The organism is Streptomyces sp. Qhu_M48, assembly GCF_051305195.1.
In the GTDB taxonomy this organism is placed as follows: Bacteria; Actinomycetota; Actinomycetes; order Streptomycetales; family Streptomycetaceae; genus Streptomyces.
Genome location: NZ_CP195432.1, coordinates 4,714,926 through 4,740,422, shown reverse-complemented (window position 1 = coordinate 4,740,422; position 25,497 = coordinate 4,714,926). Strand labels below are relative to the sequence as shown.

The following is a 25,497-nucleotide window of genomic DNA, read 5'->3' as shown; positions in this document are numbered from 1 at the left end:
GGGGTGTCGCGGCACCCCTGCTCGTTTTCCCCGTATGATCACCGCGATCTTGATCGTGATCGCCGGGTCAGCGCCACTTCGCGGGGGAGTCGCCGTATGAGCAGGGTTCGGGCCGTCGTGGCCGCGGTCGTTCTGGTGTCGGCCGTGGCGGGATGCGGGGCGGTCGATCCATCGGACGCGAAGCCCTCGGCCGGGAAGCCGGCGGCCGGTACGCCGTCGGCGGCGCCGTCCTCCGCCGCGAGCGCGGTCGCCGACGTGGAGAACGACACGCCGTCCTCGGCCGGGAAGCTCGGCGCCGACCCGGGCACCCGGTACAGGGCCATCGCCGTCCCGGCCCTGGAGGGCCAGGTCTGCGACGAGGGCGACGGCGGCTTCCACTACGGCAGCGACCTCGACATGATCGTCTCCGGCGACGACGACCTGACACAGATCGAGGGCGACAGCCAGGACCTGGCCGACGAGGTGTCCTGCTTCGGCAGCCCGCGCAACGTCCTCCGGATGGGCTCCATGTCGGCCACGGCACCCACCTTCACGGCCAGGACCACGCTGTACGAGCAGGTGGCCGACCCCGTCGCCGCGCTGAACCGGATCTTCGACGCGTCCGTGGAGCTCGCGACCGGCTACGGCCGCGACTTCACCGGAGAGGCCAAGGTCGTCACGAGCGAGACCCTCGTCGTGAAGTGCCGGCAGAACGTCACCAACACCTTCCCGATGACCACCTGCTTCTGGGCGAACTACGGGGCGGCCGGCGTCGTGGACTTCTTCCCCGCGAACGGGGAGCAGTACGTACCGATCGACTCGGCCGTCCCGTGGACCCAGGCCTTCGTCGCGGGCGCCCTGCGCGCGTAGCCGCCCGGACCCGCGCCTCAGGCCTCGGCGAGGCCTCCTCGGGCGATGACCTCCGCGTACCAGCGGGCGCTGTCCTTGAGTGTCCGGCGCTGGGTCGCGAAGTCCACGTGCACGATGCCGAACCGCTTGCTGTAGCCGTACGCCCACTCGAAGTTGTCCAGGAGCGACCACAGGAAGTACCCGCGCACGTCCGCGCCGTCCGCGAGGGCGCGGTGCACCGCCGCCAGGTGCGCGTGGAGGTACGCCACCCGCTCCGGGTCCTTCACGTTGCCCGAGGGGTCGGCGTAGTCGTCGTACGCGGCGCCGTTCTCGGTGATCACCAGCGGGACGTCCGGGAGTTCGTCCCGCAGCCGGACCAGCAGCTCGTGCAGCCCGTCCGCGTCCACCGGCCAGTCCATCGCGGTGCGCGGCCCGGGGATCGGCTCGAACCGGACGTGCCGCTCCGCACCCGCCCACGGCGAGGGCGACTCGGAGGTGCCCGCCGCGACGACCGAGGGGGAGTAGTAGTTGATGCCGAGCGAGTCGATCGGCGCCGCCGCCGTCTCCAGGTCGCCGTCCCGCACGAACGACCAGTCCGTGACGGACGCCGTGTCGCGGACCAGATCCTCCGGGAGCCGTCCGTGGAACACGGGGTCGAGGAAGATCCGGTTGCCGACGGCATCGATGCGGCGGGCCGCGTCGAGGTCCTCGGGCGCCTGCGAAAGGGCCCGTACGGCATGGAGGTTGAGGGTCAGGGACACCTCCGCCGAGCCGGGCAGCGCCCCGCGCAGGGTCCGCGCCCCGAGCCCGTGCGCCAGGTTGAGGTGGTGGGCGGCGCGCAGCGCGGCGAGGTCGCTGGTGCGGCCGGGAGCGTGCACGCCGTTGCCGTAGCCGAGGAAGGCGGCGCACCAGGGCTCGTTGAGCGTCGTCCAGGTCGCCACCCGGTCGCCGAGGGCGTCCGCCATGATCCCCGCGTACTCGGCGAACCGGTACGCGGTCTCCCGCTGCGGCCAGCCGCCCGCGTCCTCCAGCTCCTGCGGCAGGTCCCAGTGGTAGAGCGTCGCCACGGGGCGGATGCCGGCGTCGAGGAGACGGTCCACGAGGCGCCGGTAGAAGTCCAGGCCCTGGCGCACGGCCGGGCCGCGTCCGGTGGGCTGGACCCGGGGCCAGGCGATCGAGAAGCGGTAGTCGGTCACGCCGAGCCGCCGCATCAGCGCGACGTCCTCGTCGACCCGGTGGTAGTGGTCGGCGGCGATGTCGCCGGTGTCGCCGTTGCGCACCTTCCCCGGCGTACGGCTGAAGGTGTCCCAGATGGAGGGCGTACGGCCGTCCTCGGCCGCCGCCCCCTCGATCTGGTACGCGGCCGTGGCGGTGCCCCAGCGGAACCCCTCGGGGAAGCGGAGGGCGGTCGTGGTGTCGGTGCGTGCGTCGAGCGTGGTCATGGGGTGGGAACTCCCTGGGGTGAGACGTCTGGGGGAGGCGTGGAGCAGGCGGGGCGGGCGGGCGTCAGCCCTTGACCGCGCCCTGCATGATGCCGCCGACGATCTGCCGGCCGAGGAGGCCGAAGACGAGCAGCACCGGGAGGGTGCCGAGCAGCGTTCCGGCCATGATCACGGACTGGTCGTGGACGTAGCCGCCGCCGAGCTGGCGCAGGGCGACCTGGACGGTGGGCTCGGACGAGGTGAGGGCGACGACCGGCCAGAAGAAGTCGTTCCAGGCGGCCATGAAGGTCAGCAGGCCGAGCACGGCCATGCCGGGCCGGGCGATCGGCACGACGATCGACCAGAAGATCCGGGCGGTGGAGGCGCCGTCGACCCGCGCGGCCTCGATCAGCTCGTCCGGCAGCGACTGCACCAGGTACTGGCGCATGAAGAACACCCCGAACGCGGAGACCAGGCCCGGCAGGATCACCGCCTGGAGCTGGTTCACCCAGCCGAGTTCGGCGATCAGCATGAACAGCGGGATCACCCCGAGCTGCGGCGGGATCATCATGGTGCCGACGGTGATCGCGAGGAGCGCGCCCCGGCCCCGGAAGCGGAGCTTGGCGAAGGCGAACCCGGCGAGCGTGCAGCAGAGCACGGTGCCGAGGGTGATCGAGCCGGACACGATGAGCGAGTTGAGGAGCGCCTTGCCGATGTCCGCCTCTTCGAGGACCGCCTCGAAGTTGCGGATCAGGTTCGGGCCGGGCAGCAGGGTGGGCGGGACCTTCGCCAGGTCGGCGTTGGAGCGGCTCGCGGCGACGATCGTCCAGTAGAACGGGAAGGCGGAGAACAGGACGGCGACGACGAGGATCCCGTAGGCGAGCGGACCGGCGTGCAGGGTGCGACCCGCCCGGGAGGCACCCCGGCGGGGCACGCGCGCGCGTGTGGGGGGCGGGGGAGCGGCCGGCGGGTCGGCGGGAGCGGTCGACGCCGAGGTCGTCGCCGGGGCGATCGGCGCGGTCATCGGCCGGCCTCCTTGCGGGAACGGCGGCGCGCGATCAGGGCGTTGACCCCGACGAGCACCACGATGAGCAGGAACATCACCCAGGCGATGGCGGCGGCCCGGCCCAGGTGGAAGAAGCCCCAGCCCTGCTCGTACATGTAGAGCCCGAGCGTCTGGTACTGGTGCGAGATTCCACCCGATATGGAGCCTTCGAGCAGCAGCGGTTCGCCGAACAGCTGGGTCGCGCCGATCGTCGAGACGATGACGGTGAACAGGATGGTGGGGCGCAGTCCGGGCAGGGTGACGTGGAAGAACTGGCGCCACCGCGAGGCCCCGTCCATCGCGGCGGCCTCGTACAGCTCGTTCGGGATCGACTGCATGCCGGCCAGGTAGATCAGCGCGTTGTAGCCGGTCCAGCGCCAGATGACGACCGTGGACACGGCGATCTGCGAGGCGACCGTGCCGTTCTGCCAGTCGACGGGGTCGATGCCGACGAGCCCGAGCGCGTAGTTGATCAGCCCGAAGTCCCGCCCGAAGAGCTGGGCGAAGACCAGGGTGGCGGCGGCCACCGAGGTCGCGTACGGCAGGAGGACCGCCGTCCGCAGGAAGGTGCGGCCGCGCATCCGGTAGTTCAGCAGGTGGGCGAGGCCGAGGGCCATGACCAGCTGCGGCACGGTGGAGAGCACACCGATGGTGAAGGTGTTGCGCAGCGAGAGCCAGAAGTACTCGTCGCCGAAGAGCGCGGTGTAGTTCCCGAGGCCGCGCCACTCCATGTCGCCGGGCGTCTGGAGTTCCACCCGGTAGAGCGAGACGAAGGCCGTGTAGATCAGCGGGAAGAGGCCGAAGGCGGCGAACAGGGTGAAGAACGGGGCGAGGTAGGCGTACGGCGAGAACGTCTGCCAGGCCCGCCGGGCGGTGCCCCGGCGCGCGGGCGGCGGGACCGGCCTCTGCGGGGCCGGGGACTCGGATGCGGTGAGGGTCACGGTGCGGCCCTTCGGGGGTGGGGTCGGGCGGGGGCGCGGCGCGCGCGGGGCGCGGGCGGGGGGCGGGTCGGTGTCGGGTCGGGCCGGGCGGTGACCGGGCCGGACGGACGCCCGTGGGGGGACGGGAGCGGCGTGGGAGGGAATCGGGCCGGGTCCGGGCCCCGCGGGCACGCCCAGGGGCGCCGGTGTGCCGGGCCGGGCCCCGTGAGGCCGCCCCGGGCCGGTGAGCCGGGCCGGCCGGGGCTCCGTGAAGCGGCCGGGCCGGACGGACGCCCGTGGGCGGGAGTCCGTCCGCGCGCGCGTCAGCCGATCGTGTTCGCGACGCCCTTCTTCGCGTTCGACCACGCCTTCTCCGGCGACGTGCCCTTGCGCTCGACCTCGCTCAGCGCGTTCGTGATCTGCTGCGCGATGTTCTGGTCGTGCACGCCCAGGACCTGGACCGGGGCCGCCTTCGCCGCCTCGCCGAAGATCTGCCCGATCGGGGCGTCGGAGAAGAACGGGTCCTTCGCTCCGGCGACCTTCTCGATCGCGCCGGTGGCGGAGGGGAAGTTGCCCTGCTTCTCGAAGAGCCGGGTCTGCTGCTCGGGGGCGGTGAGCCACTTCACCAGCTCGTACGCCTCCTTCTTGTGCTTCGCGGCCTTCGGCACCGCCAGGTACGAGCCGCCCCAGTTGCCGGCGCCGCCGGGCAGCGCGGCGACGTCCCACTTGCCCTTGCCGGTCTCGCCGGCCTGGCCCTTGATGTAGCCGAGCATCCAGGCGGGGCACGGGATCGTGGCGAAGGAACCGGCGGCGAAGGCCTGGTTCCACTGCGGCGACCACTGGTCGAGCTTGGCGCTCAGCCCGTCCTGGGCCGCCTGCACGGAGTGGTCCCAGGCGGTGCGCAGCGCCGGGTTGTCCTCCCAGATCAGCTTCCCGGAGGCGTCGTAGTACCGCTCCTTCTCCTGCCCGATCATGATCGAGTAGAGGCTGCCGACGCTGTCGAGCCAGGCGCTCTTGCCGGGGGCCTTCGCCTTGTACTGCTTGCCGAGCGCCAGGTACCCGTCCCAGGTGGCCCACTTCTTGGCGAGCTCCGTGCGGTCGGTGGGCAGACCGGCCTGCTTGAACAGGTCGGTGCGGTAGCACATCGCCTCCGGGCCGACGTCGGTGCCGAGGCCGAGGACCTCGCCGCCCTTGCCGGTGGCGGCGGCCCACTTGGCCGGCGCGAACTGGCCCTCCAGCGCGTCCGCGCCGTACTTCCTCAGGTCCTCGAACCGCTCGGACTGCTGCTGGGCGACGGAGGCGATCCGGCCCACCTCGATGCCCTGGACGTCGGCGAGGCCGGCGCCGCCCGCGAGCCGGGTCTGGAGGGACTTCCAGTAGTCGGCCTCGTCCTCGGTGTCCGTCTGCTTGATGGTGACGCCGGGGTGGAGCTTCTCGTACTCGGCGTACAGACCGGCCTCTTTGTATCCGAAGGAGCCGAACAGGTCGACGGTGATCGTGACCTTGCCCCCCGCGCCGTCGGCGGACGTGTCGTCCGACGCACCTCCGCAGGCTGCGAGCAGGGCGCCGGTGAGCGCGACCGCCCCCAGACGGACGGCGGTTCTCCTGGCGGTGGTGGCGGCTCGGGCGATGGGCATGGGAAGCCTCCCTTGGCTCCGGAACGAGCGAGAGCGACTGAGAGCGCTCTCAAGCATGCGGGGGGAGCGTGCCTGGGACGGAGCCCATCCGTCAAGGCTCGAAGGCGTAACGGACGGGACGAGCCGCCAACTCGGCTCTGTGTTCAATCTCTTGACACACTCGTTTCGCGGGTTTTACGTTTCCGGCGTTCTGAGAGCGCTCTCTGGAGCGGTCTCCGCCCCCCATCCCCGCGCATCCCCTCCGTGCCCCCACTCGTCGCGACGACATGAGGTGCCGTACATGCCAGCCCCCCGCACAAGGCCGGCCGCCGCGCTGGTCCTGGTCTCCGCCCTCGCCGCCCTGGGACTCGGCCCCGCCGCCGCCCCCGCGGCCGCCGCCACCGTTCCCACGGGCGCCGGAAGCTACTCCGACACCCGCCCCGCCGGAACCTCCGGACCCACCACCAACACCGGCGCCCCGGTCACCCCCAAGGTCACCGCCGCCGCCCAGGGCAAGCCGGTCCCCACCAACGACTGGTGGTCCTCCCTCGCCTTCCAGCGCTACGGGGACAACCCGTACTCCACCCCCATGTACGGCCACCCGCTCACCTACCAGGCCGTCGCCGGCGGCCTGGAGGTCGGCTACCCGACCAGCCCCGCGATCGTCGGGGACGGGCGCCAGTACGAGTTCGCCCACAAGCGGGACCTCACCCTCGGCCTCACCGGCCTCAACTCCCCGGACACCAGGGCCGACGCCTGGTCCGACTGGACCGTCACCCCCTACTGGTCCGACGGCGCCCGCACCCTGCGCACCACCATCGGCCACGGCATGCCCTTCGTGTACGCCAAGGGCACCGGCGGCGACGCGCGGATCACCACCGCCACCGCGCCCACCGTCTTCGCCGACCAGGGCAACGTCCTCGGCGTCACCGTCGCGGGCCACCACTACGCCCTCTTCTCGCCCACCGGAACCGACTGGAACGTCTCCGGCTCCACCATCACCGCCGGACTCGGCGGCAAGGACTACTTCTCCGTCGCCGTCCTGCCCTCCACCGACGCCCTGGCGACCTACCGGAAGTACGCCTTCAGCTTCGTCACCGGCTCCACCGTGAGCTGGGGCTACGACGCCGGAACCGTCCGTGCCACCTACGCCCTCACCACCGAGGCGAAGGAGGGCACCGAACGCGGCGCCCTCCAGGCGCTCTACCGTCACCAGTGGCTGCACACCACCGACCCCCTCACCCCGTACACCTACGTCTCGCCCCGGGGCACCATGAAGGTCCGGGAGTCGGCCACCTTCACGACCACCCAGAAGGCCGCCGCCACCCTGCCCGGACTGCCCGGCTCCACCGGCGTGGACACCGCACGGCTGCGCGGTTACCTGAACGAGGTCGCGAACTCCGCCGACCCCTTCTCCGGAGCCGTCGACACCTACTGGACCGGCAAGGCCCTCGGCAAGCTCGCCCAGCTGGTCCCGCTCGCCGACCAGATCGGTGAGACCGCGACCCGCGACAAGCTCCTCGGCCAGATCAAGGGCCGACTCCAGGAGTGGTTCACGGCGGGCGGCGCCACCGAGTTCTCGTACGACAACGCCTGGAAGACCCTCACCGGCTACCCGGCCTCCTACGGCAGCGACACCGAACTCAACGACCACCACTTCCACTACGGCTACTACGTCTACGCCGCCGCGATCGTCGCCCAGTACGACGCCGCCTGGGCCGCCGACTCGGCCTGGGGCGCCATGGTCAAGACCCTGGTCCGCGACACCGCCAACCCCAGCCGCACCGACACCGCCTACCCGTTCCTGCGCGGCTTCGACGTCTACGCCGGACACAGCTGGGCCAGCGGCCACCAGGGCTTCGCCGCCGGCAACAACCAGGAGTCGTCCTCCGAGTCGACCAACCTCAGCGCCGCGCTCGTCCTCTGGGGCTCGGCCACCGGCAACACCCAGCTCCGGGACCTCGGCACCTATCTGCTCACCACCGAGGGCGAGGCCATCGCCCAGTACTGGTTCGACGCCGACCAGCAGGTCTTCCCCGGCGCCTTCCAGCACGACACCGTCGGCATGGTCTGGGGCAGCGGCGGCGCCTACGCCACCTGGTGGACCGCCAACCCCGAGGAGATCCACGGCATCAACGTCCTTCCTGTGACCGGTGGTTCGCTCCACCTCGGCGGGCACAAGGACGCGATCCGCCGCAACATCGCCGAGATGGAACGCGAGAACGGCGGCCCGGCCGTCGAATGGCGCGACATCCTCTGGGAGTTCCAGTCCCTCGCCGACCCCGGAGCCGCCAGGGCCAAGTGGGACGCGGGCCACGCCGGCTACACCCCCGAGGCGGGGGAGTCCAAGGCCCACACCTACCACTGGCTCACCGCACTCGACACGCTCGGCGCGCCCGACACGACGGTCACCGGATCCATTCCCACCTCGGCCGTCTTCGCCAAGAACGGCACGCGGACGTACGTGGCCCACAACCACGGCTCCACGGCCCGTACCGTCACCTTCTCCGACGGCAAGTCCCTCTCCGTGCCCGCGCGTTCCACCGCGTCCGGCACCGGCGCGGGCGGCCCCGGACCCGACCCCGAGCCCGGCACCGGCAACACCTTCCAGCTCCGCACCGGCGGGACGCTCACCACGGCCACCGGCGCCACGGCGGGCAGCGACACCCTCGCCTCCGCGCAGGGCGGCAACCACGACGGCACCCCGAACCGGCCGCTCGTCTACGAGGCCAGGGGAGTCAACGGCACGCTCAAGGCCGGGGGTTCCACCGCCTTCCGCCTCCAGGTCGACGCCGGCACGGGGGTCGGACTCGGCCAGCAGGCCCGGATCAGCTACGACCTCACCGGTGACGGCACCTTCGAACGGACGGAGACGTACCACTACTTCGCGACCGACCCGGTGACGGGCTGGGAGGAGTACGCCCAGTCCCGCGGCCTCAAGTCCGCCACCGGAACGCTCGGCAACCTGACCGGCGGGACGGTACGCGTCGAGGTCTGGAGCGCCATCGGGAACGGGGACTCCCGGCTCCAGACGGGCACCGACCGCTCCGTGGTCGTCATCCCGTACGACTGACCGGATCGCCTCGGGTACGGCGGCCGGTCGGGTCCCCTCGGGGCGCGGCGGCCGACCGCGGCCCCCAGGGGTACGGCGGCGGGCCCGGGTTCCTCCTCACCCGGGCCCGCCGTCCCCTGCCCGTCGTCGTGCCGCCGCTCCGCGGACCGGCCTCATGCCGAGTCGCGGAGCACGAGCGACGTCGGGGTGATCACCGATGCCGGAAGCTCGGGGCCGGTCCCGTCGAGCAGCCGCATCAGAAGCTTCACCATCAGCCGCCCCATGCCCTCGATGTCCTGGTGCACCGTCGTCAGGGACGGGGAGGTGCCGCGGACCACCGAGTCCATGTCGTCGAAGCCGACGACCGCCACGTCCTCGGGGACGCGCACACCGCGCTCCCGCAGGGTCAGCAACGCCCCCGACGCCATCAGGTCGTTGGCGACGAAGACGCCGTCGACGTCCGGCCGCCGGTCGAGCAGCTCCGCCATGGCGCGGGCACCGCTCGCCTCGGTGAAGTCGCCCCGGCACAGCAGCCCGGGGTCGGCGTCGACGAGGACGTCACGGTAGCCGTGCATCCGGTCGAGCGCGGAAGTCTGGTCGTCCGGCCCGGAGATGTGGGCGATGGTCCGCCGCCCGAGCCCCACCAGGTGCCGCACCGCCTCCCGGGCACCGCCTCGGTTGTCGCAGTCCACGTACGGCACGGCCGGGCTGGTGCCGGGAGCCGGCCGCCCGCCGAGGACGACCGGGATGCGGATCCGGTCGATCACGGCCGGCAGCGCGTCGTCGTTGTGCAGGGAGAAGGCCAGCGCGCCGTCCACGTGCCCGCCGCCCAGATAGCGCGCGATCCGGTCGTGGTCCCCCGGGCCCTCCACCCACAGCAGCACCAGCTGGGCGTCGTGCGCGGTCAGCTCCCGGCTGATGCCCCGTACCTGCTGCTCGAAGAAGGGGTCCGAGAAGATCCGGAACTCGGGCTCCGCGATGATCACCGCCACGGCGCCGTTGCGCCGGGTGACCAGGGTGCGGGCCGCGTGGTTGGGCACGTAGCCGAGCTCGTCGACCGCCCTGCGCACCTTCTCGACCAGCGGAGGGCGCACGCCCGCACCCCCGTTGACGACCCGGGAGGCCGTGGCGCGGGACACGCCGGCGCGAGCGGCGACGGCTTCCAGCGTGGGGCGGGGCCCCGTGGTCTGCTCGGGCAAGGCGGGCGCTCCTCGGCTGCGTGGGGTGGACGGTGTCCGGCGTGCGGCGGGCGCGTTCCGGTGCGCGTCGTACGGTGTGCGTTCTTGTGCGGATCAGGATATCTGTACCCCCCACCCTCTGAGAGCGCTCCCAGCCCGAAACGCCACCCGCCGTCCCGGGGGTGCGGGGCCGGTCACGCGGGCCCCGGACATCCGCCGGTACCGAAGGACCGCCGAAAACCCCGTTGCCGCGCTTTCGGCACCCTGGCTACCGTCAGGGCCCTACGACGTGTAGCTCAGCAGCAGAGCGCCGGGCTCGGGACCCGGAGGGCGCGGGGGCGGAACCCGCCATGTCGGCTTATGGACACACACGCTGACAAGCAGCCCCCGATCATCTCCGGCGCCTACGCCGAGGGCAGGCTCGCCCGCGCCTTCGTCACCGCGCTCACCCACGCGGACCCCGCCACGCGCGCGCGTGCCGAGGAACGGGCCGGCGGCTGGCGCCGTGTGCTCGCGGGCATGGCCGCGGGCACCCTGAAGGTCGGCTCGCGCACCCCGGTACGCGGCCTGCCCGCCTGGGTGACCCCCGAGGTGCTGCACGGCGGCTTCGCCACGGGCACCGCCCGTGCCGGTGGCCCCCTGCTCGCGTACGAGACGGAGGCGGCGCGGAAGGCCGGCGTACCGGAGGACAGGGAAGCCCTCTTCGCCCACTGCCTCACCGAGACGGGCCTGGCGGAGCTGTGGGGGCTCCTCGACAGCACCTGCTACGAGGTGGCCCTCCCCGAGGAGGCCGCGCTGCTCACAGTGGCCTGGCTCGTCCGTGCGGGGGAGGCCGAGGCGGCCCTCGACCTCGTCCGGGAGATCGCTCCGTTCGCGGCCACGCTGCGGTTCACCCCCCGCCCGACCGGGTCCCCGGCGCCCGACACCGACGCCGTGCACCGCCGTACGGTCGCGGAGGCGGGCGCCACGCTCGCCGCCCGCGGCCCGAACGGCGCCGTCGAGACCCAGCGCGAGGCGCTCCGCGTCTGGCGGCCCTTCGAGGACGAACTGCTCGGACACTGGCTGGAGACGGCGGGACCCGACCACCGGGTCCTCGACCGCGCGCCCGGCGGCGGGTGGCACGAACGCGGCACCGCCCTCCTCGACCGCTACCGGTCCCTGGCCCTGGAGCACACCCTGTGCGGCCGTCACCGCGACCCCAGGGGGAACCCCGGGATCCTGCGCGAAGCCCTGGAGGAGACGGCGGCCGGGCGGCCGCTCGACGCGCGGCGGCTCGGACTGCTGCGGCACGCCGTCGCCTCGATGGTCCGCAAGAGGGGGCTGCCCGGTTCGGAACGGCACACGGCGGTACGGAGCGCCCAGGCGGCCCAGGCCGCCCTGCCCTCCCACCGGGACGTCGCCCACCTCGTGGCCCACCGGTTGTCCGGCCTTCCGCAGGACTCCGGCGCGGCCGACGTGAGCGCGCTCGTCGCCCCGGTGACCGAGGCCGAGGGGGAGCGGTCGGGCCTGCCCGCGGGGACGGTCGTACCGCCCGCGATCCGCCGCGTGGTCGAGGCGGCGCGGAGCGCGCCGCTCCCCACCCTCGTGGAGCTCGGTGTGGTGCCCTCCGCCGAGGTGCTCGCCGAGCTGGTGCCCCAGCTCGTCGCCGCCGAGACCGCCCGGGCCCACCGGGACGCCCCGCTGCGCACGCTGGCGGCCGCGAACTACCGGGCCTTCCGCAACCGCCGCTCCCTGCTGCTGCTCGACCTGGAGCGGCAGGTCCGGATCGAGGAACTGCCCTGGGTCCGCGCGGTGTCGGCCCAGCGGGCCTCGGGCGCCGACGTCCGCGACTCCGCGCACGCGACGCTGCGCCGGCTCGCCGAGGTCGCCGTGGACGGCTTCCCCGGCACCCTGCTGCCCAACCCGCTCGTCCGTGAACTCTCCGTGCTCGCCCGCCGGACCGGCCTCGACGCCCCCCTGGTCGAGGAGCTGGCCGCCGACATCTTCATGGGCACCTTCAGCCCGAAGTTCCAGGCCGCCGCCGTGGTGGCCGGGAAGCTGCTCGGCGACGGCTCGTTGTACGAGCGGTACTACGGCATCGACTACGCCGCCGTCCGCGCCCTGGCCGACGCCGGGCCCGGACGCGGGGCGGCCCGGCGGAAGGCCGCGCGGGACGCGCCGGAGTTCGCCGCGCTGTGCCACGAGCGGGCCGGCGCGCGCCCCTTCGGCGGCGTGGCGGAGAATGGCACGGTGATCGAGCAGGCCCAGATCCTCACGACCCACAACCTCGCCACCCTGGTCCACCGCGTCGGCATCGCGCCCGCGGGCGGCTGGGCGGACCTGGCCCGCCGCTGCTTCGTCACGGTCTGCCGCCTGACCGGACGGGTGCACCACGAGCGGTGGCCGCTCGCCACGGTCAAGGACGCGGCGTACGCCTGGCGGCAGATGCTGTTCCACCTGTCCCTGTGCGACGGGGAGACGGCGGCCGGGGTACTGGCCGGGATGCCGGGGGAGCTGGCCCGTCACCCCGGACACGTGGCCGCCCGTCTGGCACCGGCCCTGGCGGGTCTGCGGCTGGTCGCCGACGGCGGTTCCTTCGCCGCCGACGGCACGGCGGACGCCGGACGGGCCCGCAGACTGACCGGCTGGACCGCCACGGGCGGACACTGGCTGTGCGTCGAGCCGACGGGGCCCGGGCGGCTGCCGGAGGCGTGAACACCCGCCGCCGCGGGCGGTGTCAGTGGTGCGTGCGACGATCCAGGACATGATCGCCTCGCTCGAAGCCCTGTTGCCCGTCGACGGCAGGACGCACGTCTCGACCACGTACGCCGACTGGGTCGCCGCCCACGACCCGGGCGCGGCCGGGGCGGCGCGCGACCTGACGGAGGACATGGGCGACGAACTCAACCGTTCCTGGACCAAGCCCGGCGCCTTCGTCGACGCGATGGCGTGGCGGGCACGACGGCTCCCGACGGCGCACCTGCCCTGGTTCTGGGACACCGTGGGGCACCGTCTCATCGGCTACGGGAGCCGTCCCGGCGGCCGGGCCTACGTGGCGGCGCGGGCCGCCGAGGCCGAGCACGGGCTCGCGGTGGATCCCGCCTACCGCCGGGCCAACGGTCTGCTGTTCGCCAAGGGCGGGGCCATGCCCGCCAAGGAGTTCGGGGCCCACCAGCGCTTCCTCGCCGAGACCCTGGAGCCCGTCGAGGCGTACGCGGCGCTGGGGGTCTTCCTGACCGCGTGGGCGGGCTCGAAGGCGGACCTGCCGGCGGACCTGGTGCGCCGGGTGCGGGCCGCCGCGAAGAAGGCCGGGCACGGGGACGACGAGGTCGCGGGGGTGGTGGCCGCGATCCTCTCCGTCACCCGGGGGAAGTCCGTGCCCGACGCGCTCCTCACCGCCGCCGAGCCGATCCTGACGGCCCATCCGCCGACGGACGAGATCGCCGCCGGACTCGTCGAGGTCTTCCCCGAGAGCGTCACCGACGGCGGACCCTGGCTGCGGGTGCTGATCGGCTGCGGCGCGACCGCGGCCATGGAGGCGGGACGGGTGGTCCCGGACCGCGGACTGCACCACTGGGTCGGGCACTTCGTCCACATGTACCAGTACGCGCGGCAGCCCCGCGGCGGCGTCGGACGGCAGCAGCTTCCGCCGGAGTTCCTCGACCTGGTCGGCCGCCTCGGGCCGCGCCTGCGCGCGGCGGGCGACGCCGTGACCGTGCACACCACCCGGCACCACTACCAGGGCTTCGACGCGGACGTGCTGGACGCCTGCCTGGCGGCCGGGGTCACGGTCGTCGACCCGGGCCCGGAGACCCGGATGCGCTTCTGGGGCGAGCGGTCCCAGCGGGACCTCACGGCGCTCGCCGCCGACCCCGTGTTCGGCCCCCGCCTCGAAGGAACCGTCCACGCCGGACTCACGCCGAACTGGTACGGCGCACCGGCGCGCACGCCCGGATCGGCCGTCACGCTGCTCCCGGGCAACGAGGGCATCGCCCAGGAGGTGGCCGGGCGGGTCGGCAAGCTCGTCGACACCGTCGGCGGCGGCGGCATGGCGGGGGCCGAGGAGGCCGTCGCCGAGCTGGAGACCGTCCTCGACCGGCCCACGGTGACGGCGCTCGGCGGAATCGTCGACGCCCTCGCGGGCGCGTCCGCCGGAGGGGCGCTGCGGCGCTCCCTCGCGGCCGGTCTGCCGGAGGAGCTGGCGTGGCCGGCCCTGGAGGCGGTGTACGAGGAGTTCGCGGCGGAGGCCGCGCGCGAGGCGGAGACCGGCCGGACGACACCGCCTGGGACGCCGGGTGAGCCGGGAACGCCGGACGCCCCGGCGGCGGCTGGGGAGCAGGGCGGCGCCCAGGCCGGGCCGGAAGCGGCCGGGGCGGCCGCGGTGCTCGGCGCGGCCGGACTCCCCGGAGTGGCCGGGGTGACCTCCACCTGGCCCGTGCTCACGGTCTTCGGGCGCGACCGGGCCGTCGCCGTCGCCCCCGACGGGGTGCGCGGCTCCTGCCGGTTCACGGTGCCGGAGGGCGCGACGATGTTCGCCGTCCACTACGTGGGCGGCTCCTTCCTGGTGAGCTGGACCCTCGGGTCGAGCCCGTACCACTGCGACACGGCCGTCTGGGCCGACCGGCCGGACGAGCCGTTCACCCCGACCGAGTCCGGCGGTCTGGTGGCCTTCGGCGGCAGCCTGGACGGCGGGTACGGCTTCCAGTTCGAGACCGCCGACGGCGGCGGGCGTCACGGCGGCCTCCGGGTGACGCGCCCCGGCGACACCGGGGGCATCGACCGGGAGGAGCTCCAGCTCGGCGACGGCACCAGGATCTGGACCAACGCCGTCTACGGCGGGCGGGCGTGGGAGGTGGTGGACCCGGTCACCGGCGAGCGGCTCGGCGCGACACCGCTGCCGGACTTCCCCGGCCTCCCCGCGAGCACCGGCCCCGCCGAGGGGGACATGACCGTGGCCCGCGAGGCGCTCCAGCTGGCGCCGCTGCCCGCCGGTCTGACCGACTCGCCGCTGGGCAGCCGGGACGGGCTCGTCGGCACCCGCGTGCTGTTCCGCACCCGCCACCGCGACCACGCGCCGGACCACTTCCTGGTGGAGAGCGTCGACGGGCGCTCGGCCCGGTTCGACATCGACCGGCCGGGACAGGAGCCGTGGGGCCTCTGGGCACCCCCGGAGGGGGCCGTGGAGGACGTGGTCCTCGCCGAGGCGCAGACCTGGACGGGCGTGCGCGCCTACACGGCGGACGGCGTCCTGCTGTGGGAGCTGGACGGGCACCACTCGCCCCGGCATCCCCGGGTGAAGCCGAAGCGTCGGGCCACCGCGTCCCACGGTGTGGCCCTGCCGCCCGCGTTCTGGTACCTGCTGCGGACCCGCGACCCGGCGGGCTCCAAGGCGCTCCGCACGGTGGGGCGGCAGACCGCGGACACCCTCCTGGCCGCCGCCCTCGACGGGACGGAGGCGCTGCGCGCCGCCGTGGCGCGCGAGCTGCCCGAGATCACCGATCCGGTCCTGGTCGAGGCGGTCCTCGCGGTGGGCGAGCGGGCGGCGCGGGTGGAGGAGCGCCGCCGCGTCCTGCACCGACGCGTCACCCTCCTCGCCGAGGCGCCGCCGGTCCTGCCGAGCCGCGCCGTGCCCGACACCGAGCTGATGCCCGCGCTCTTCGGCCTCCTCGTGGACGGGCAGAGCGACGCCTGGCGGCGGGCCAAGGACGCGGCACAGCCGGCGACGCTGAGCGCGCTCGCCGCCGACGGCGCCTGCCTGGCCGGGACGATCGCCGAGGAGGTGCGGCGGCTCTCCCCGCCCGCCCCGCCCCACGACTGGTCGCAGCTGCTCGGCTCGATCGACGCCGTGGCCTGGCGGGCGGCGGTGGCCCCGACCCCCGACACGGAGCGGTCGGCCCTCCTCGGGCTCCTGGAGACCTGGGCCGACCAGCCGTTCGCCCGCGCGGGCGGCCGGTGGTGGGTGGGCCGCGCCTCCGGCACCGAAGTCCTGGACCGGGTACGGGAGGGTGGCAGGCCCGTGGCGTCCGCCGAGGCCTGGGACGGCGGCGGGAGGTGCTGGTTCGTGGCGCCCGCCGGCGACGGCACGGGCGAGCCGCCGGTCCCGGAGGACGCCGGACGGACCCGGCTCGTGCGGGTGGACCGCGACGACGCCGCCCGGTTGCGGGCCCTGCTCGCGGCGATCGAGGCGAACGGCCCCGTGCCGGTGCCCGAGTCGGCGGCCGTCCGCTTCGCCGAACTGACCGGTGTCCGCCGGGCCGTGGCCCGGCTCGTGGTCGCCGGTCTGGTCGGCCGCGGCGACCGGGACGCGGACCGCTCCCTGGCCCGCAAGGCCCCGTACAAGGCGAGCCCGATGACGGCCGAGGCGTACGGGAAGCTCCGCGCGCGGCTCGGCGGCGACGGCCGGAGGGCCGTCCTGGCCGCCGCGCTGCCCGAGGACCCGGCCGAGCTGTGGCGGCCCGGCGGCGTCGAGGCGGCCGTGGAGCGGATGGCCGCGGTATGGAGCGAGCGGATGGGGACGCTGTCCGCCGTGCACGACGAGGCGGCCGACGCCCTGGAGGCCGATCTGGGCCTCTCCGACGTCTGGGCCCGGCGCCTCGCCGGGGGCTACGAGGCCGCCCGGGACGACACGGTCCCGGCGGCCGGCTGGGACCTCGCGGCGCCCTCGTACGGCCTCGGTGTGGAGGTGCGGGCCCTGCCGCCGGCCGGACCCGAACTGCCCTACGGCACGCCGGTCGGTCTGCCGCTCGACCGCATCGCGAGCGCGCTGGTGTGGGCCTGGACCGACCGCCCCGTCGGGGACCCCGCGGTGGCCGGTGCGACGGCCCTGTACGAGACGCTGCGAGCGGAACTGGCCCGTCCCGAACTCCTCGTCGAACTGCCCGGCGGCCGGATCCAGGACAGCACGGTGCCGATCGCCGAGCGGTTCGGGCCCGCGCGGCTGCCCGTGTCGACGGACCGCCGCAAGGAGCAGGGGGAGATGCCCGCGACGACCGCGTACGACTCCGGCCCCCTGGTGGTGTGCGTGCCCGGCGGCGACGCCTTCCTGCGGCCCGCCCTGGTCGCCGACCCCGAGGCGTGGCGGCGGGTCCGGGAGATCACCGACCTCGCCGAGGAGCTGGACCGGGTGGCGCCGCTGCTGGTGGGCGGCGGACTCGACCGCATGATGCGGCGGGCGGTCTCGGGAGCCGTACCCGACGGAGCCTACGAGGCGGATCCCCGGCACTCCTGCCCCGAGCTCGTCGCGCGCGCGGCCGGGGAACTGGGCGTGGAGGCGGACGCCGCCGCGCTCTACCTCCAGCTGGCGGCGCTGGCCGCGCCCACCGACCGGAACGTACGGCGGTGGAACGGCTGGACGAGCAAGCGGCACACGGAGGTCCGGGCGGAACTCCTCGCCACCGGCGCGGTCCTGGAGGCCAAGCGGGCACGGGCGGGCCGGACGCTGTTCCTGCCCGGGGAGTGGACCGAGCTCAAGGCCCCGCACCTGCCGCTCGAAAAGGTGAAACTGGCGAGCCATCAGGTGCGTCCGCTGTGGAGCAACCGGATGCGGGCCCCGTTCGTCCGGGTACTGCCGACGGCACCCCTGCACGAGCTGTTCGCCCAGGCGTGGGAGCGCGAACGGGGCCGGAGCGCCTGACCAGGAGGAGTGGGCCGGGTCCCGCCCGGCTCACTCCTCCTGGAGTCCGGCCACGAAGGCGTGGGCGAGGGTACGGGTGTGGGTGAGCGTGATCAGCCAGGACCGTATCCCCGCCTCCTCCGCCAGGCCGGCGGCGCGGCCGGTCAGCCGGAGGGACGGGCTCCCGGACGGGGCGCGCACCACCTCGATCTCGGTGAGGACCGAACCGGTGAGGCCCACGCCCAGCGCCTTGAGCACCGCCTCCTTGGCGGCGAAGCGTACGGCGTACCGCTCGGCCGAGTCCGCGGGGATGTCGCAGTAGGCGCGCTCGGCCGTGGTGAACACCCGTGCCGAGAAACGCGGTTGACGGGCCAGGACGGCCCGCATCTCGTCCACCTCCACCAGGTCCGTGCCCACCCGGAGGACCCGCCTGCCGACCAGCCCGGACGCGGCCGCGACCGTGGCCTCGCCGACGGCCCCGCACCCCGCCCCCGGCCCCACGCCGACCGCCCCCGGCCCGGCGCCCTCCGCCCCCGGCTCGGCCTCGGCCGCTCCCGGCGCCGCTTCTGCCGACTCGGGGGCCTGTTCGCCGACCCTCTCGCCGACCGCCCCGACGGTCTCTCCGCCGTCCACCGAACCGATCATCATCCCAAGATCCAACTCTCTTGCTCCGTCGGGCGATCGGCCGATAAGGTGCCGAGCCGTCACCCATGATGGAGCACGCGCGCGCCGTCACCGAGCGCCGACCGAGAGGGTCCCCGCGATGAGTCTGCGGTTCACGCTTCAGCCCAACCCCACTCCCACGAGTCCCGGGCGGCGCGCCGAGATCCTCGCCGATCCCGGGTTCGGCCAGTACTTCACCGACCACATGGCCCGCGCGGTGTGGACGGCGGACGGCGGCTGGAGCGACGCCGCCGTGGTCCCCTTCGCGCCGATCCCCATGCACCCCGCCGCCGCCGTCCTGCACTACGCGCAGGAGATCTTCGAGGGCATGAAGGCCTACCGGCACGCGGACGGCTCCGTCTGGACCTTCCGCCCGGAGGCCAACGGCGAGCGGTTCGTGCGCTCCGCCCGGCGCCTCGCCCTCCCCGAACTCCCGCTGCCCGCCTTCCTCGACTCGGTCACCGAACTCGTCCGGGCCGATCAGGTGTGGGTTCCGACCGGCGAGGAACAGAGCCTCTACCTGCGCCCGTTCATGTTCGCCTCCGAGCCCTTCCTCGGCGTGCGGCCCGCCGCCGAGGTCACGTACATGGTCATCGCCTCGCCGGTCGGCCCGTACTTCTCGGGGGGCGTGAAGCCGGTCTCGATCTGGCTCTCCACGGACTACACCCGAGCCGGGCGCGGCGGGACCGGCGCCGCCAAGTGCGGCGGAAACTACGCGGCCAGCCTCGCGCCGATGCTGGAGGCCGGCGAGCACGGCTGCGACCAGGTCTGCTTCCTCGACGCGGCCGAGGGCCGGTACGTCGAGGAACTCGGCGGCATGAACCTGTACTTCGTCACGGACGACGGGCGCCTGGTCACCCCGGAGCTGGGCACCATCCTGGAGGGGGTCACGCGCGCGTCGATCCTCGCCCTCGCAAAGGAGACGGGGCTCGACGTGGAGGAGCGGGCCGTCGAGATCACCGAATGGCAGGAGGGCGCCCGGACCGGCGCCATCCGTGAGGTCTTCGCCTGCGGCACCGGCGCCGTGGTGACCCCCGTCGGGCGCCTCGTCTGGCACGACGGCGAGGTCGTCGCACCGGACACGGGCGCCGAGGACTCGGTGACGATGCGGCTGCGCCGCCGTCTGGTGGACATCCAGTTCGGGCGGGCGGAGGACCCGCACGGCTGGATGCGGAGGCTCGTCTGACGGTCTGACGGTCTGACGGTCTGACGGTCTGACGGTCTGACGGACCGACGGACCGACGGACCGACGGACCGACGGACGCCCGGGACCGCACGCGGCATGGCGTGCACCGCACACGGCATGGCGTGCACCGCCTCGGCACACCGCACCCGCCACACCGCACCCGGCACACCGGGCCCCGCACGCCACCGGCTTGTGGGGCCCGGGGGACCGGTTCCTAGGCCCCCGCCGTCAGCAGGCCGAGGCCCACCGCGTCGTTCGGGCAGACGCCCCCGCAGTCGTCCCCGGTGGACGTGGTCCCCCCGGTGACCGGCAGGCAGGCGTCCGCGAGGTCTCCGGCCCGCAGGGCGCGGCCCCCGCCCACTCCCCGCTGCACGGCGAGCGCCACCACTCCGGCCGCGTACGCCGTCGCGCCCGAGGTCCCGCTGGAGACCAGCCAGCCGTCGTCCGGCGCGGTCCCGTCGTAGGCGCTGTTGCGGCGGTCGAACAGACAGCCCGGCTGGGTCGGGAAGACGATGTAGTCACCGTGCGGAAGCGTCCCGCAGGGGCCCGACAGGTCGGGGACGCTCCGGCCGGGGAAGACCGCCGAGCGGTAGCTCGACGCCAGGTCGGAGGCGTGCCGCGCGCCGTCGGGGCCGACATGGACGCCGCCGACCGTCAGGGCGCCCGGGGTGGCCACCGACTGGAACATGGCGGTGCGCCGGTCGGTGGAGCCGTTGCCCGCGGCGAACAGGACGGTGATGCCCCGCCGGACCGCGTCGGCGACCTCCAGGTGCAGCTGGGGCTCCTCCCGCAGGGTTCCCCAGCTGCAGGAGATGACGTCCGGCGCCAGCTCCACCGCCCGCTGGAACGCGGCGAGCGGGAAGGAGAAGGCCTCGTTCGCCATCTTCACCATCGTGAGCTCGGCCCGGGGGGCGACCGCCAGGAGCAGCGCCGACATGGCGGTGCCGTGTCCGCGCTCGTCGGCGGCGGGGTCGAGGCCGTCGACGGCGGGCACCACGGAGGTCGTGTACCCGTGCGCGCGGTGGTGCGGATGCGCGTACAGGCCGGTGTCGACCATCACCACCCGTACCCCCTCGCCCCGGATCCCGGCGGCGTGCAGCGGCTCGGCGCCGGCCACGCGGACGGCGTCCTCGGGCAGCCGCAGATACCGGTCGGTGGGCGGCAGCGGCGGGGCGGCCGCGACGGTCAGCTCGAAGCCGGAGCGGGGGGCCCGTACCTCGGCGACCAGCTCGGGACGGACGCGCGAGCGCAGGGCGCGCGCGGCCTTCAGCTCGTACCGCACCGACCCCCGGATGTACTTGTTGCGCACGGGAAGGACGGGGCTGCCGAAGACCTCCGCGAGCAGGGTGTTCTCCCCGGCGACGGTGAGTCCGACCTCCGTCCGCGCCTCCACGCTCAGCCCCTCGCCGGTGAACGCGTCGGCGAGCGCCTCCACCACTCCGGGGGCGGGCAGGAACTCCTCCACCGGGTGGCGCAGCAGCAGGGCGGGATCGGAGCCGATCCGGAGCCCGGTGGCCGAGCGGGGGACGACGGTGACGACCCCGCGCCGCTCGAAGCGGGTGAGCTCCTCCTCCACCATGCGGTGCCTTCCCTTCAGCCGTTCGCGAGCGCCCGCAGGCGGTGCCGGTCGAGCTTGCCGGACGGGGTCAGGTTCACGTCCTCGTCGGTGAGGAAGTCGATCCGGGCGGGGAGCATGTAGCCGGGCAGCCGGAGGGCCAGTTCCCGCCGCAGCTCGGTCTCGTCGGGACCGGATCCGTCCCCCCGGCCCAGGACGAAGAGCGTGATGGCCTTCCCCGTCACGGGGTGTTCGGCCGGGACCGCGCAGCAGTCCGTCACCCCCGCCACGGCGAGGGTGGCCGCGTCCACCTCGGAGAGATGGACGAGGTTGCCGTTGATCTTGAGGGCGTCGTCGCGGCGGCCCAGGAAGACGAGCGCTCCGTCGTCCCGGCGCCGGACGTAGTCGCCGGAGCGGTAGTAGCGGCCCCCGGCGGGGCCGGGCAGCTCCACGACCGCCCGCGCGGTGCGGTCCGGTTCGCCGCAGTACCCCACCATCACCTGCGGGCCGCCGATGAGCAGTTCCCCGGTCCCGCCGTCCGGGACCGGCCGGAGCTCGTCGTCGACGACGAGGACGTCGACGTTCGGCAGGGGGCCGCCGATGGGCAGGAACTCCTCCTCGTACCCGGCGATGTCGTCGGTGAGGAAGAGCGTCGCGCTGTGGGTGGTCTCGGTCGGCCCGTACCCGTGCACGTACGTGAGGCCGGGCACCATCGCCGCGAACGCGCGCAGCACCGGGACCGGGCAGGACTCACCGCCGAACCAGAGCCTCCGCAGCGAGGTCAGGTCGCGTCGGCCGGCGTCGCTGAAGCGGCCCACCAGCATGCGGATCACCGAGGGGACGAGGAGGGTGTCGGTGATCCGCCACTCCTCGACGGCCCGGGTGATCTGCGTGGCCATCCGCAGCCGGGGCAGCAGATGGACGGAGCCGCCGACCAGGAAGGTCGACCAGAGGTCGACGACCGAGGCGTCGAAGAAGAGCGGCGCCACGTTGAGGAAGCGCATGCCGTCCTCGAAGCCGACCACCTTCTGCACCCCTTCGAGGAGGGCGCACAGCGAGCGGTGACTTATCACCACGCCCTTGGGGGAGCCGGTCGAGCCCGAGGTGAAGACGACGTACGCGTGGTCCTCTGGGCTGCGGTCCGACGGGCCGGCCGGACGCACGTCGCTCTCTGCGGCCGGATCCCACCCCGTGCCGCCGGGGCCGTCCCCGACGGTCACCACGCTGCCCGCGGGCGCCCCGTCGAGCAGCCCCCGGTGCTCGGGGTGGACCAGGGTGACCGTGGGCTCGCACAGGCCGAGCAGCAGGGCGATCCGGGCGGCCGGCAGCGACTCGTCCACCGGTACGTACCGGGCACCGAGCCGCAGCGCCGCCCACATGACCGTCACCGAGGCGACCGACTTGTCCATCACCATGGCGACCGTGGAGCCCCGGCCGACGCCGAGACCGGCCAGGAGATCGGTCAGCGTCTGCGTCCGCCGCGCGAGGGTCCGGTAGGTGACCGCCTCCCCGGTGTCGAGCGCCACCACGGCCGTGGCGTCGCTCGCGCGGCGGCGCTCGAGGATCTCGTCGGCGAACGGCGGCACGCCGGCGCCGTCCGGGTGCCCGGTCATCGGTCCTCCTGCCAGGTGAGGGGTGACTCCAGACGCCGGTGGACCGCGTCGAGCAGCTCCGGGAAGGCCTCCATCCTCTGGTCGTACGAGCCGAAGTGGCCCATGCCGTCCATCACGGTGAGGTCGCTCCCGGTCAGCCGGTGCAGCTCCTCGGCGACCTCGAAGGGGACCCAGGGGTCGTCCCTGGAGTGGAACTGCGCGATGAAGCGCTGGTTGCCCCGGATGGCGTCCCAGTCCCACGGGCGGTCGAAGAAGCCGCTGCGGCGCTCCAGTTCGAAGCCGCAGTCGGTGTGGTGGCCGGCCACGGCGAACGTACCGAGCAGCGGTGCCGTCTCCGCGTACCGGAACGCGGTGAGCGCGCCGGACGAGTGCCCGACGATCACCGTGTTCTCGTCTGGCCGGATCACGTCCGTGAGGTACGGCAGCCAGAACCGCATCCGGCCCTTGATCGGGTCCGGAAAGGTCTCGGCCACCACCCGGTGGCCGAGGGCCTCCAGTTCCCGTCTGAGGTACGGGAACCAGATGCCCTCGACGCTCGCCCCGGCGTTCCCGTGGATCAGCACGATCCGCACGTCCGCCCGGGAACGGGGCCGGGCAGCGCCCGGCCCCGTCGTGGAGATCTCAGACAGGGGACACCTCGTCGTCCAGGAGCTCTTCGAGCAGCTCGGAGAGCGAACCCAGGGTCGCGAAGTTCTCGACGGTCAGCAGCTCCGGTTCGAGCTCGATGTCGTAGAACGTCTCGAAGGCCAGGGTCAGTTCGATCATCTGGGTCGAGTTCAGCGAGAGCCCGCCGTTGAACAGCGGGGTCTCGGAGGAGAGTTCGACCCGCTGGTGCGGGAAGATCTCGGCGATGACCTCGCGGAGGTCGTCCTCGATGTCCGCCTGGGTCTTGCGGTCGCTCACCGTCGGTCAGCTCCTCTCGGGCGCGGCGGTGCCCTCGGCCGGCGTCTTCGTCGGGGCGCCCTCGCCCGGCGTCTTCGCCCCGCCGGCGGCGTCCTCGTCCGCCGTCTTCGGGCGGGTCTGCAGGAAGAGCGGGGTCCGCGGGATGTTCTGGGCGTCCTGGTGGAACGGGTTGCGCTTGTTCTTCAGCGAGAGGTACATGGTGCGGCGGGCCCGCGCCTTCTCCTCGTCGGAGTAGAAGAGGAACGCGATGTTGCCGGCGTTCTCCCGGCCGACCTGGGTGAGCGTCAGCTCCTCGTCGGTCTCCACCGCGTAGCCGCCCTCGACCAGCCAGTCGACCTCGCGGCGGTACTTCTCGAAGTTGGCGACGTCCGCCTTCCTCACCGTCCCGAAGACCGGGAAGAAGACCATGACGCGGTTCTCGACCTCGTCCTCGCTGCAGATGCGGCCCTGCTCGATGGGGATGATCCCGGCCTCGACCTCACGCATCCACCGCTCGACGTCGGTGTGGTTGCGGTAGCTGCGCTCGCCCATGTAGTTCTCGGCGGCCGGACCGATGCCGAGGGTGTAGCTGGCGCGGTAACCGTTGCCGCCGCAGGCGTGGTTGAGGCCGATCTCGCCCGCGTCGTCGAGGTGGGTGAAGAAGTTGATCAGGAGCTGCTTGTCGTAGCCGTAGTCCGCGAGCCCCTGCTTGATCTGCCGGTACTGCTCGCGCTCGATCGCGCCCGAGGGCTTGACGTCGGCGACCTTGCCCGCGCGGATCTGCTGGTCGAGCCGGGTGCCCTCCCACTGGTTGAAGCGGTAGGTCTGCACGAAGCTGGGGCGCAGCTCGGCGCAGATGCCGTGGAGGTCCTTGGCGAGCACCTCGTCGTCCTGCCCCGGCAGGTTGTACATGAGGTCGAGCGCGAAGGTGCGGATGCCGGCCTTGCGGATGTTCTCGGCCGTCTGGTGGACCTGCTCGACGGTGGCCTTGATAGTGAGCTTCTTGCGGATCTCCGGGTCGAGGGTCTGCACGCCGAAGGAGATCCGGGTGATGCCGAGCGACTTCAGCATCTCGATGTAGCCGTCCTTGGAGAGCCCGAGCGGGCTGCCCTCCAGGGAGATGCCGTCGACCTCGCTGAGGTCGAACTCGCGGTGAACGGCCTCCAGGATGGTGGCCATCGAGTCCTGTTCGAGCGCGGAGGGCGTGCCGCCGCCGAACTGGACGTACTTGATCTTCGTTCCCCGGAAGTACCTCGAGCGCGCGTTCCGCTCGATCTCCTTCACCATCGCCTGGACGAACCGCTTCTGCCGCTCGCCCTGGTACTTCGCCGCGGACTCCTTGAAGCACGCGCAGAAGTTGCAGAACGCCTCGCAGAACGGGATGTGGAAGTAGAGCAGGATGTCGGTCTGCTCGGGGTGGGACTGCCGGTCCAGGAAGGAGAAGTACTCGGCCTTCTTCGCCTCGTCGTCGAGGGAGTCCTGGAAGGCGCAGATCTTGGGGTAGAACCACGTGACGTTGGTGCGCTTCTCGGGGCTCTCGAACTCGTCCTTCAGATAGAAGTTCGAGTCGAGCCCGAGCATGAAGGGGTTCTCGACTTGGGTCGTCATGGCCTCGGCTCCCGCTCTCTGTTCAGGAAGGCTGGCTGGCGGGTTCCCCGTGGGGACCCCGGCTCTCGTGGAGGACCGGGTACGTGCCGCTCATCTCTCCGTTGATCTCGATCCACTGGAGCTTGTCCTCCGGCAGGTCGACGTCCGCCCAGATGGCCTCGGGCGGGCACTCGGCGACGCACGCGTTGCAGTCGATGCATTCCTCGGGGTTGATGTAGAGCATCTCGGGGCCCTCGTGGAAACAGCTCACGGGGCAGACGTCCACACAGTCCGTGTACTTGCAGCCGATGCACTCGTCGGTGACGACGTACGCCATCTTCTCGGTACCTCCGCGCTCTG

17 protein-coding genes and 1 tRNA gene are annotated in these 25,497 nt (G+C 73.4%); 6 read left to right on the top strand and 12 right to left on the bottom strand.

The features are described 5' to 3' along the window. Positions 1–96 precede the first annotated feature (96 nt). Entirely contained in the window at positions 97–849 is a 753-nt protein-coding gene (locus tag ACRRSS_RS21470; RefSeq protein WP_435972743.1) for a hypothetical protein, read from the top strand. Positions 850–866: 17 nt separating this feature from the next. Here the strand turns inward: ACRRSS_RS21470 and ACRRSS_RS21465 are convergent, their stop codons facing one another. The 4 genes from ACRRSS_RS21465 to ACRRSS_RS21450 form a co-directional block, all read right to left on the bottom strand. Next, a complete protein-coding gene (locus ACRRSS_RS21465; RefSeq protein WP_435972742.1) occupies positions 867–2,270 on the bottom strand; it encodes a GH1 family beta-glucosidase in 1,404 nt (467 codons plus the stop codon). Positions 2,271–2,334: 64 nt separating this feature from the next. Continuing rightward, positions 2,335–3,273: a carbohydrate ABC transporter permease gene (locus tag ACRRSS_RS21460; protein ID WP_435972741.1), complete on the bottom strand. Its 939-nt coding sequence runs from the start codon at positions 3,271–3,273 to the stop codon at positions 2,335–2,337. Next, positions 3,270–4,235, bottom strand: a complete 966-nt coding sequence (locus ACRRSS_RS21455) for a carbohydrate ABC transporter permease (RefSeq protein ID WP_435972740.1) — start codon at positions 4,233–4,235, stop codon at positions 3,270–3,272. The genes ACRRSS_RS21460 and ACRRSS_RS21455 overlap by 4 nt, the downstream gene beginning before the upstream one ends. Before the next feature lie 302 nt (positions 4,236–4,537). Beyond that, entirely contained in the window at positions 4,538–5,851 is a 1,314-nt protein-coding gene (locus tag ACRRSS_RS21450) for an ABC transporter substrate-binding protein (RefSeq protein WP_435972739.1), read from the bottom strand. Between the two features lie 280 nt (positions 5,852–6,131). Between ACRRSS_RS21450 and ACRRSS_RS21445 the strand changes: the two genes are divergently transcribed. Beyond that, complete coding sequence (locus tag ACRRSS_RS21445) at positions 6,132–8,903, top strand: glycosyl hydrolase (protein WP_435972738.1); 2,772 nt, start codon at positions 6,132–6,134, stop codon at positions 8,901–8,903. A 152-nt stretch (positions 8,904–9,055) separates the two neighbouring features. Here the strand turns inward: ACRRSS_RS21445 and ACRRSS_RS21440 are convergent, their stop codons facing one another. Further along, positions 9,056–10,081, bottom strand: a complete 1,026-nt coding sequence (locus ACRRSS_RS21440; protein WP_435972737.1) for a LacI family DNA-binding transcriptional regulator — start codon at positions 10,079–10,081, stop codon at positions 9,056–9,058. A gap of 264 nt (positions 10,082–10,345) precedes the next feature. Between ACRRSS_RS21440 and ACRRSS_RS21435 the strand changes: the two genes are divergently transcribed. The 3 genes from ACRRSS_RS21435 to ACRRSS_RS21425 all read left to right on the top strand — a co-directional run bounded on the left by ACRRSS_RS21435 (position 10,346) and on the right by ACRRSS_RS21425 (position 17,672). After that, positions 10,346–10,417: transfer RNA gene (locus ACRRSS_RS21435), tRNA-Pro, on the top strand. Positions 10,418–10,420: 3 nt separating this feature from the next. Continuing rightward, positions 10,421–12,754 carry a hypothetical protein gene (locus ACRRSS_RS21430; RefSeq protein WP_435972736.1) on the top strand — a complete coding sequence of 778 codons (2,334 nt, stop codon included), beginning with the start codon at positions 10,421–10,423 and terminating at the stop codon, positions 12,752–12,754. Positions 12,755–12,782: 28 nt separating this feature from the next. Continuing rightward, entirely contained in the window at positions 12,783–17,672 is a 4,890-nt protein-coding gene (locus tag ACRRSS_RS21425; RefSeq protein ID WP_435972735.1) for a hypothetical protein, read from the top strand. A gap of 30 nt (positions 17,673–17,702) precedes the next feature. On the opposite strand, the gene acpS is transcribed toward ACRRSS_RS21425, so the two are convergent. Further along, a complete protein-coding gene (gene acpS / locus ACRRSS_RS21420) occupies positions 17,703–18,299 on the bottom strand; it encodes a holo-ACP synthase (protein WP_435972734.1) in 597 nt (198 codons plus the stop codon). Between the two features lie 115 nt (positions 18,300–18,414). Between acpS and ACRRSS_RS21415 the strand changes: the two genes are divergently transcribed. Further along, positions 18,415–19,500 carry a branched-chain amino acid aminotransferase gene (locus tag ACRRSS_RS21415; protein ID WP_435972733.1) on the top strand — a complete coding sequence of 362 codons (1,086 nt, stop codon included), beginning with the start codon at positions 18,415–18,417 and terminating at the stop codon, positions 19,498–19,500. Positions 19,501–19,714: 214 nt separating this feature from the next. On the opposite strand, the gene ACRRSS_RS21410 is transcribed toward ACRRSS_RS21415, so the two are convergent. From ACRRSS_RS21410 to ACRRSS_RS21385, 6 genes are read right to left on the bottom strand one after another with little or no spacing between them, the layout of a single operon-like run. Then, positions 19,715–21,079 (bottom strand): S8 family serine peptidase, encoded by a 1,365-nt coding sequence (locus ACRRSS_RS21410; RefSeq protein WP_435972732.1) that lies wholly within the window; start codon positions 21,077–21,079, stop codon positions 19,715–19,717. Between the two features lie 14 nt (positions 21,080–21,093). Further along, positions 21,094–22,668, bottom strand: a complete 1,575-nt coding sequence (locus ACRRSS_RS21405; protein WP_435972731.1) for an amino acid adenylation domain-containing protein — start codon at positions 22,666–22,668, stop codon at positions 21,094–21,096. After that, positions 22,665–23,231, bottom strand: coding sequence for an RBBP9/YdeN family alpha/beta hydrolase (locus ACRRSS_RS21400; RefSeq protein ID WP_435972730.1), 567 nt, complete (start codon positions 23,229–23,231; stop codon positions 22,665–22,667). The genes ACRRSS_RS21405 and ACRRSS_RS21400 overlap by 4 nt, the downstream gene beginning before the upstream one ends. Before the next feature lie 58 nt (positions 23,232–23,289). Next, a complete protein-coding gene (locus ACRRSS_RS21395) occupies positions 23,290–23,571 on the bottom strand; it encodes an acyl carrier protein (RefSeq protein ID WP_435972729.1) in 282 nt (93 codons plus the stop codon). A gap of 6 nt (positions 23,572–23,577) precedes the next feature. After that, positions 23,578–25,158, bottom strand: a complete 1,581-nt coding sequence (locus ACRRSS_RS21390; protein WP_435972728.1) for a coproporphyrinogen-III oxidase family protein — start codon at positions 25,156–25,158, stop codon at positions 23,578–23,580. Positions 25,159–25,180: 22 nt separating this feature from the next. After that, positions 25,181–25,474 (bottom strand): 4Fe-4S dicluster domain-containing protein, encoded by a 294-nt coding sequence (locus ACRRSS_RS21385; RefSeq protein WP_435972727.1) that lies wholly within the window; start codon positions 25,472–25,474, stop codon positions 25,181–25,183. Positions 25,475–25,497 lie beyond the last annotated feature (23 nt).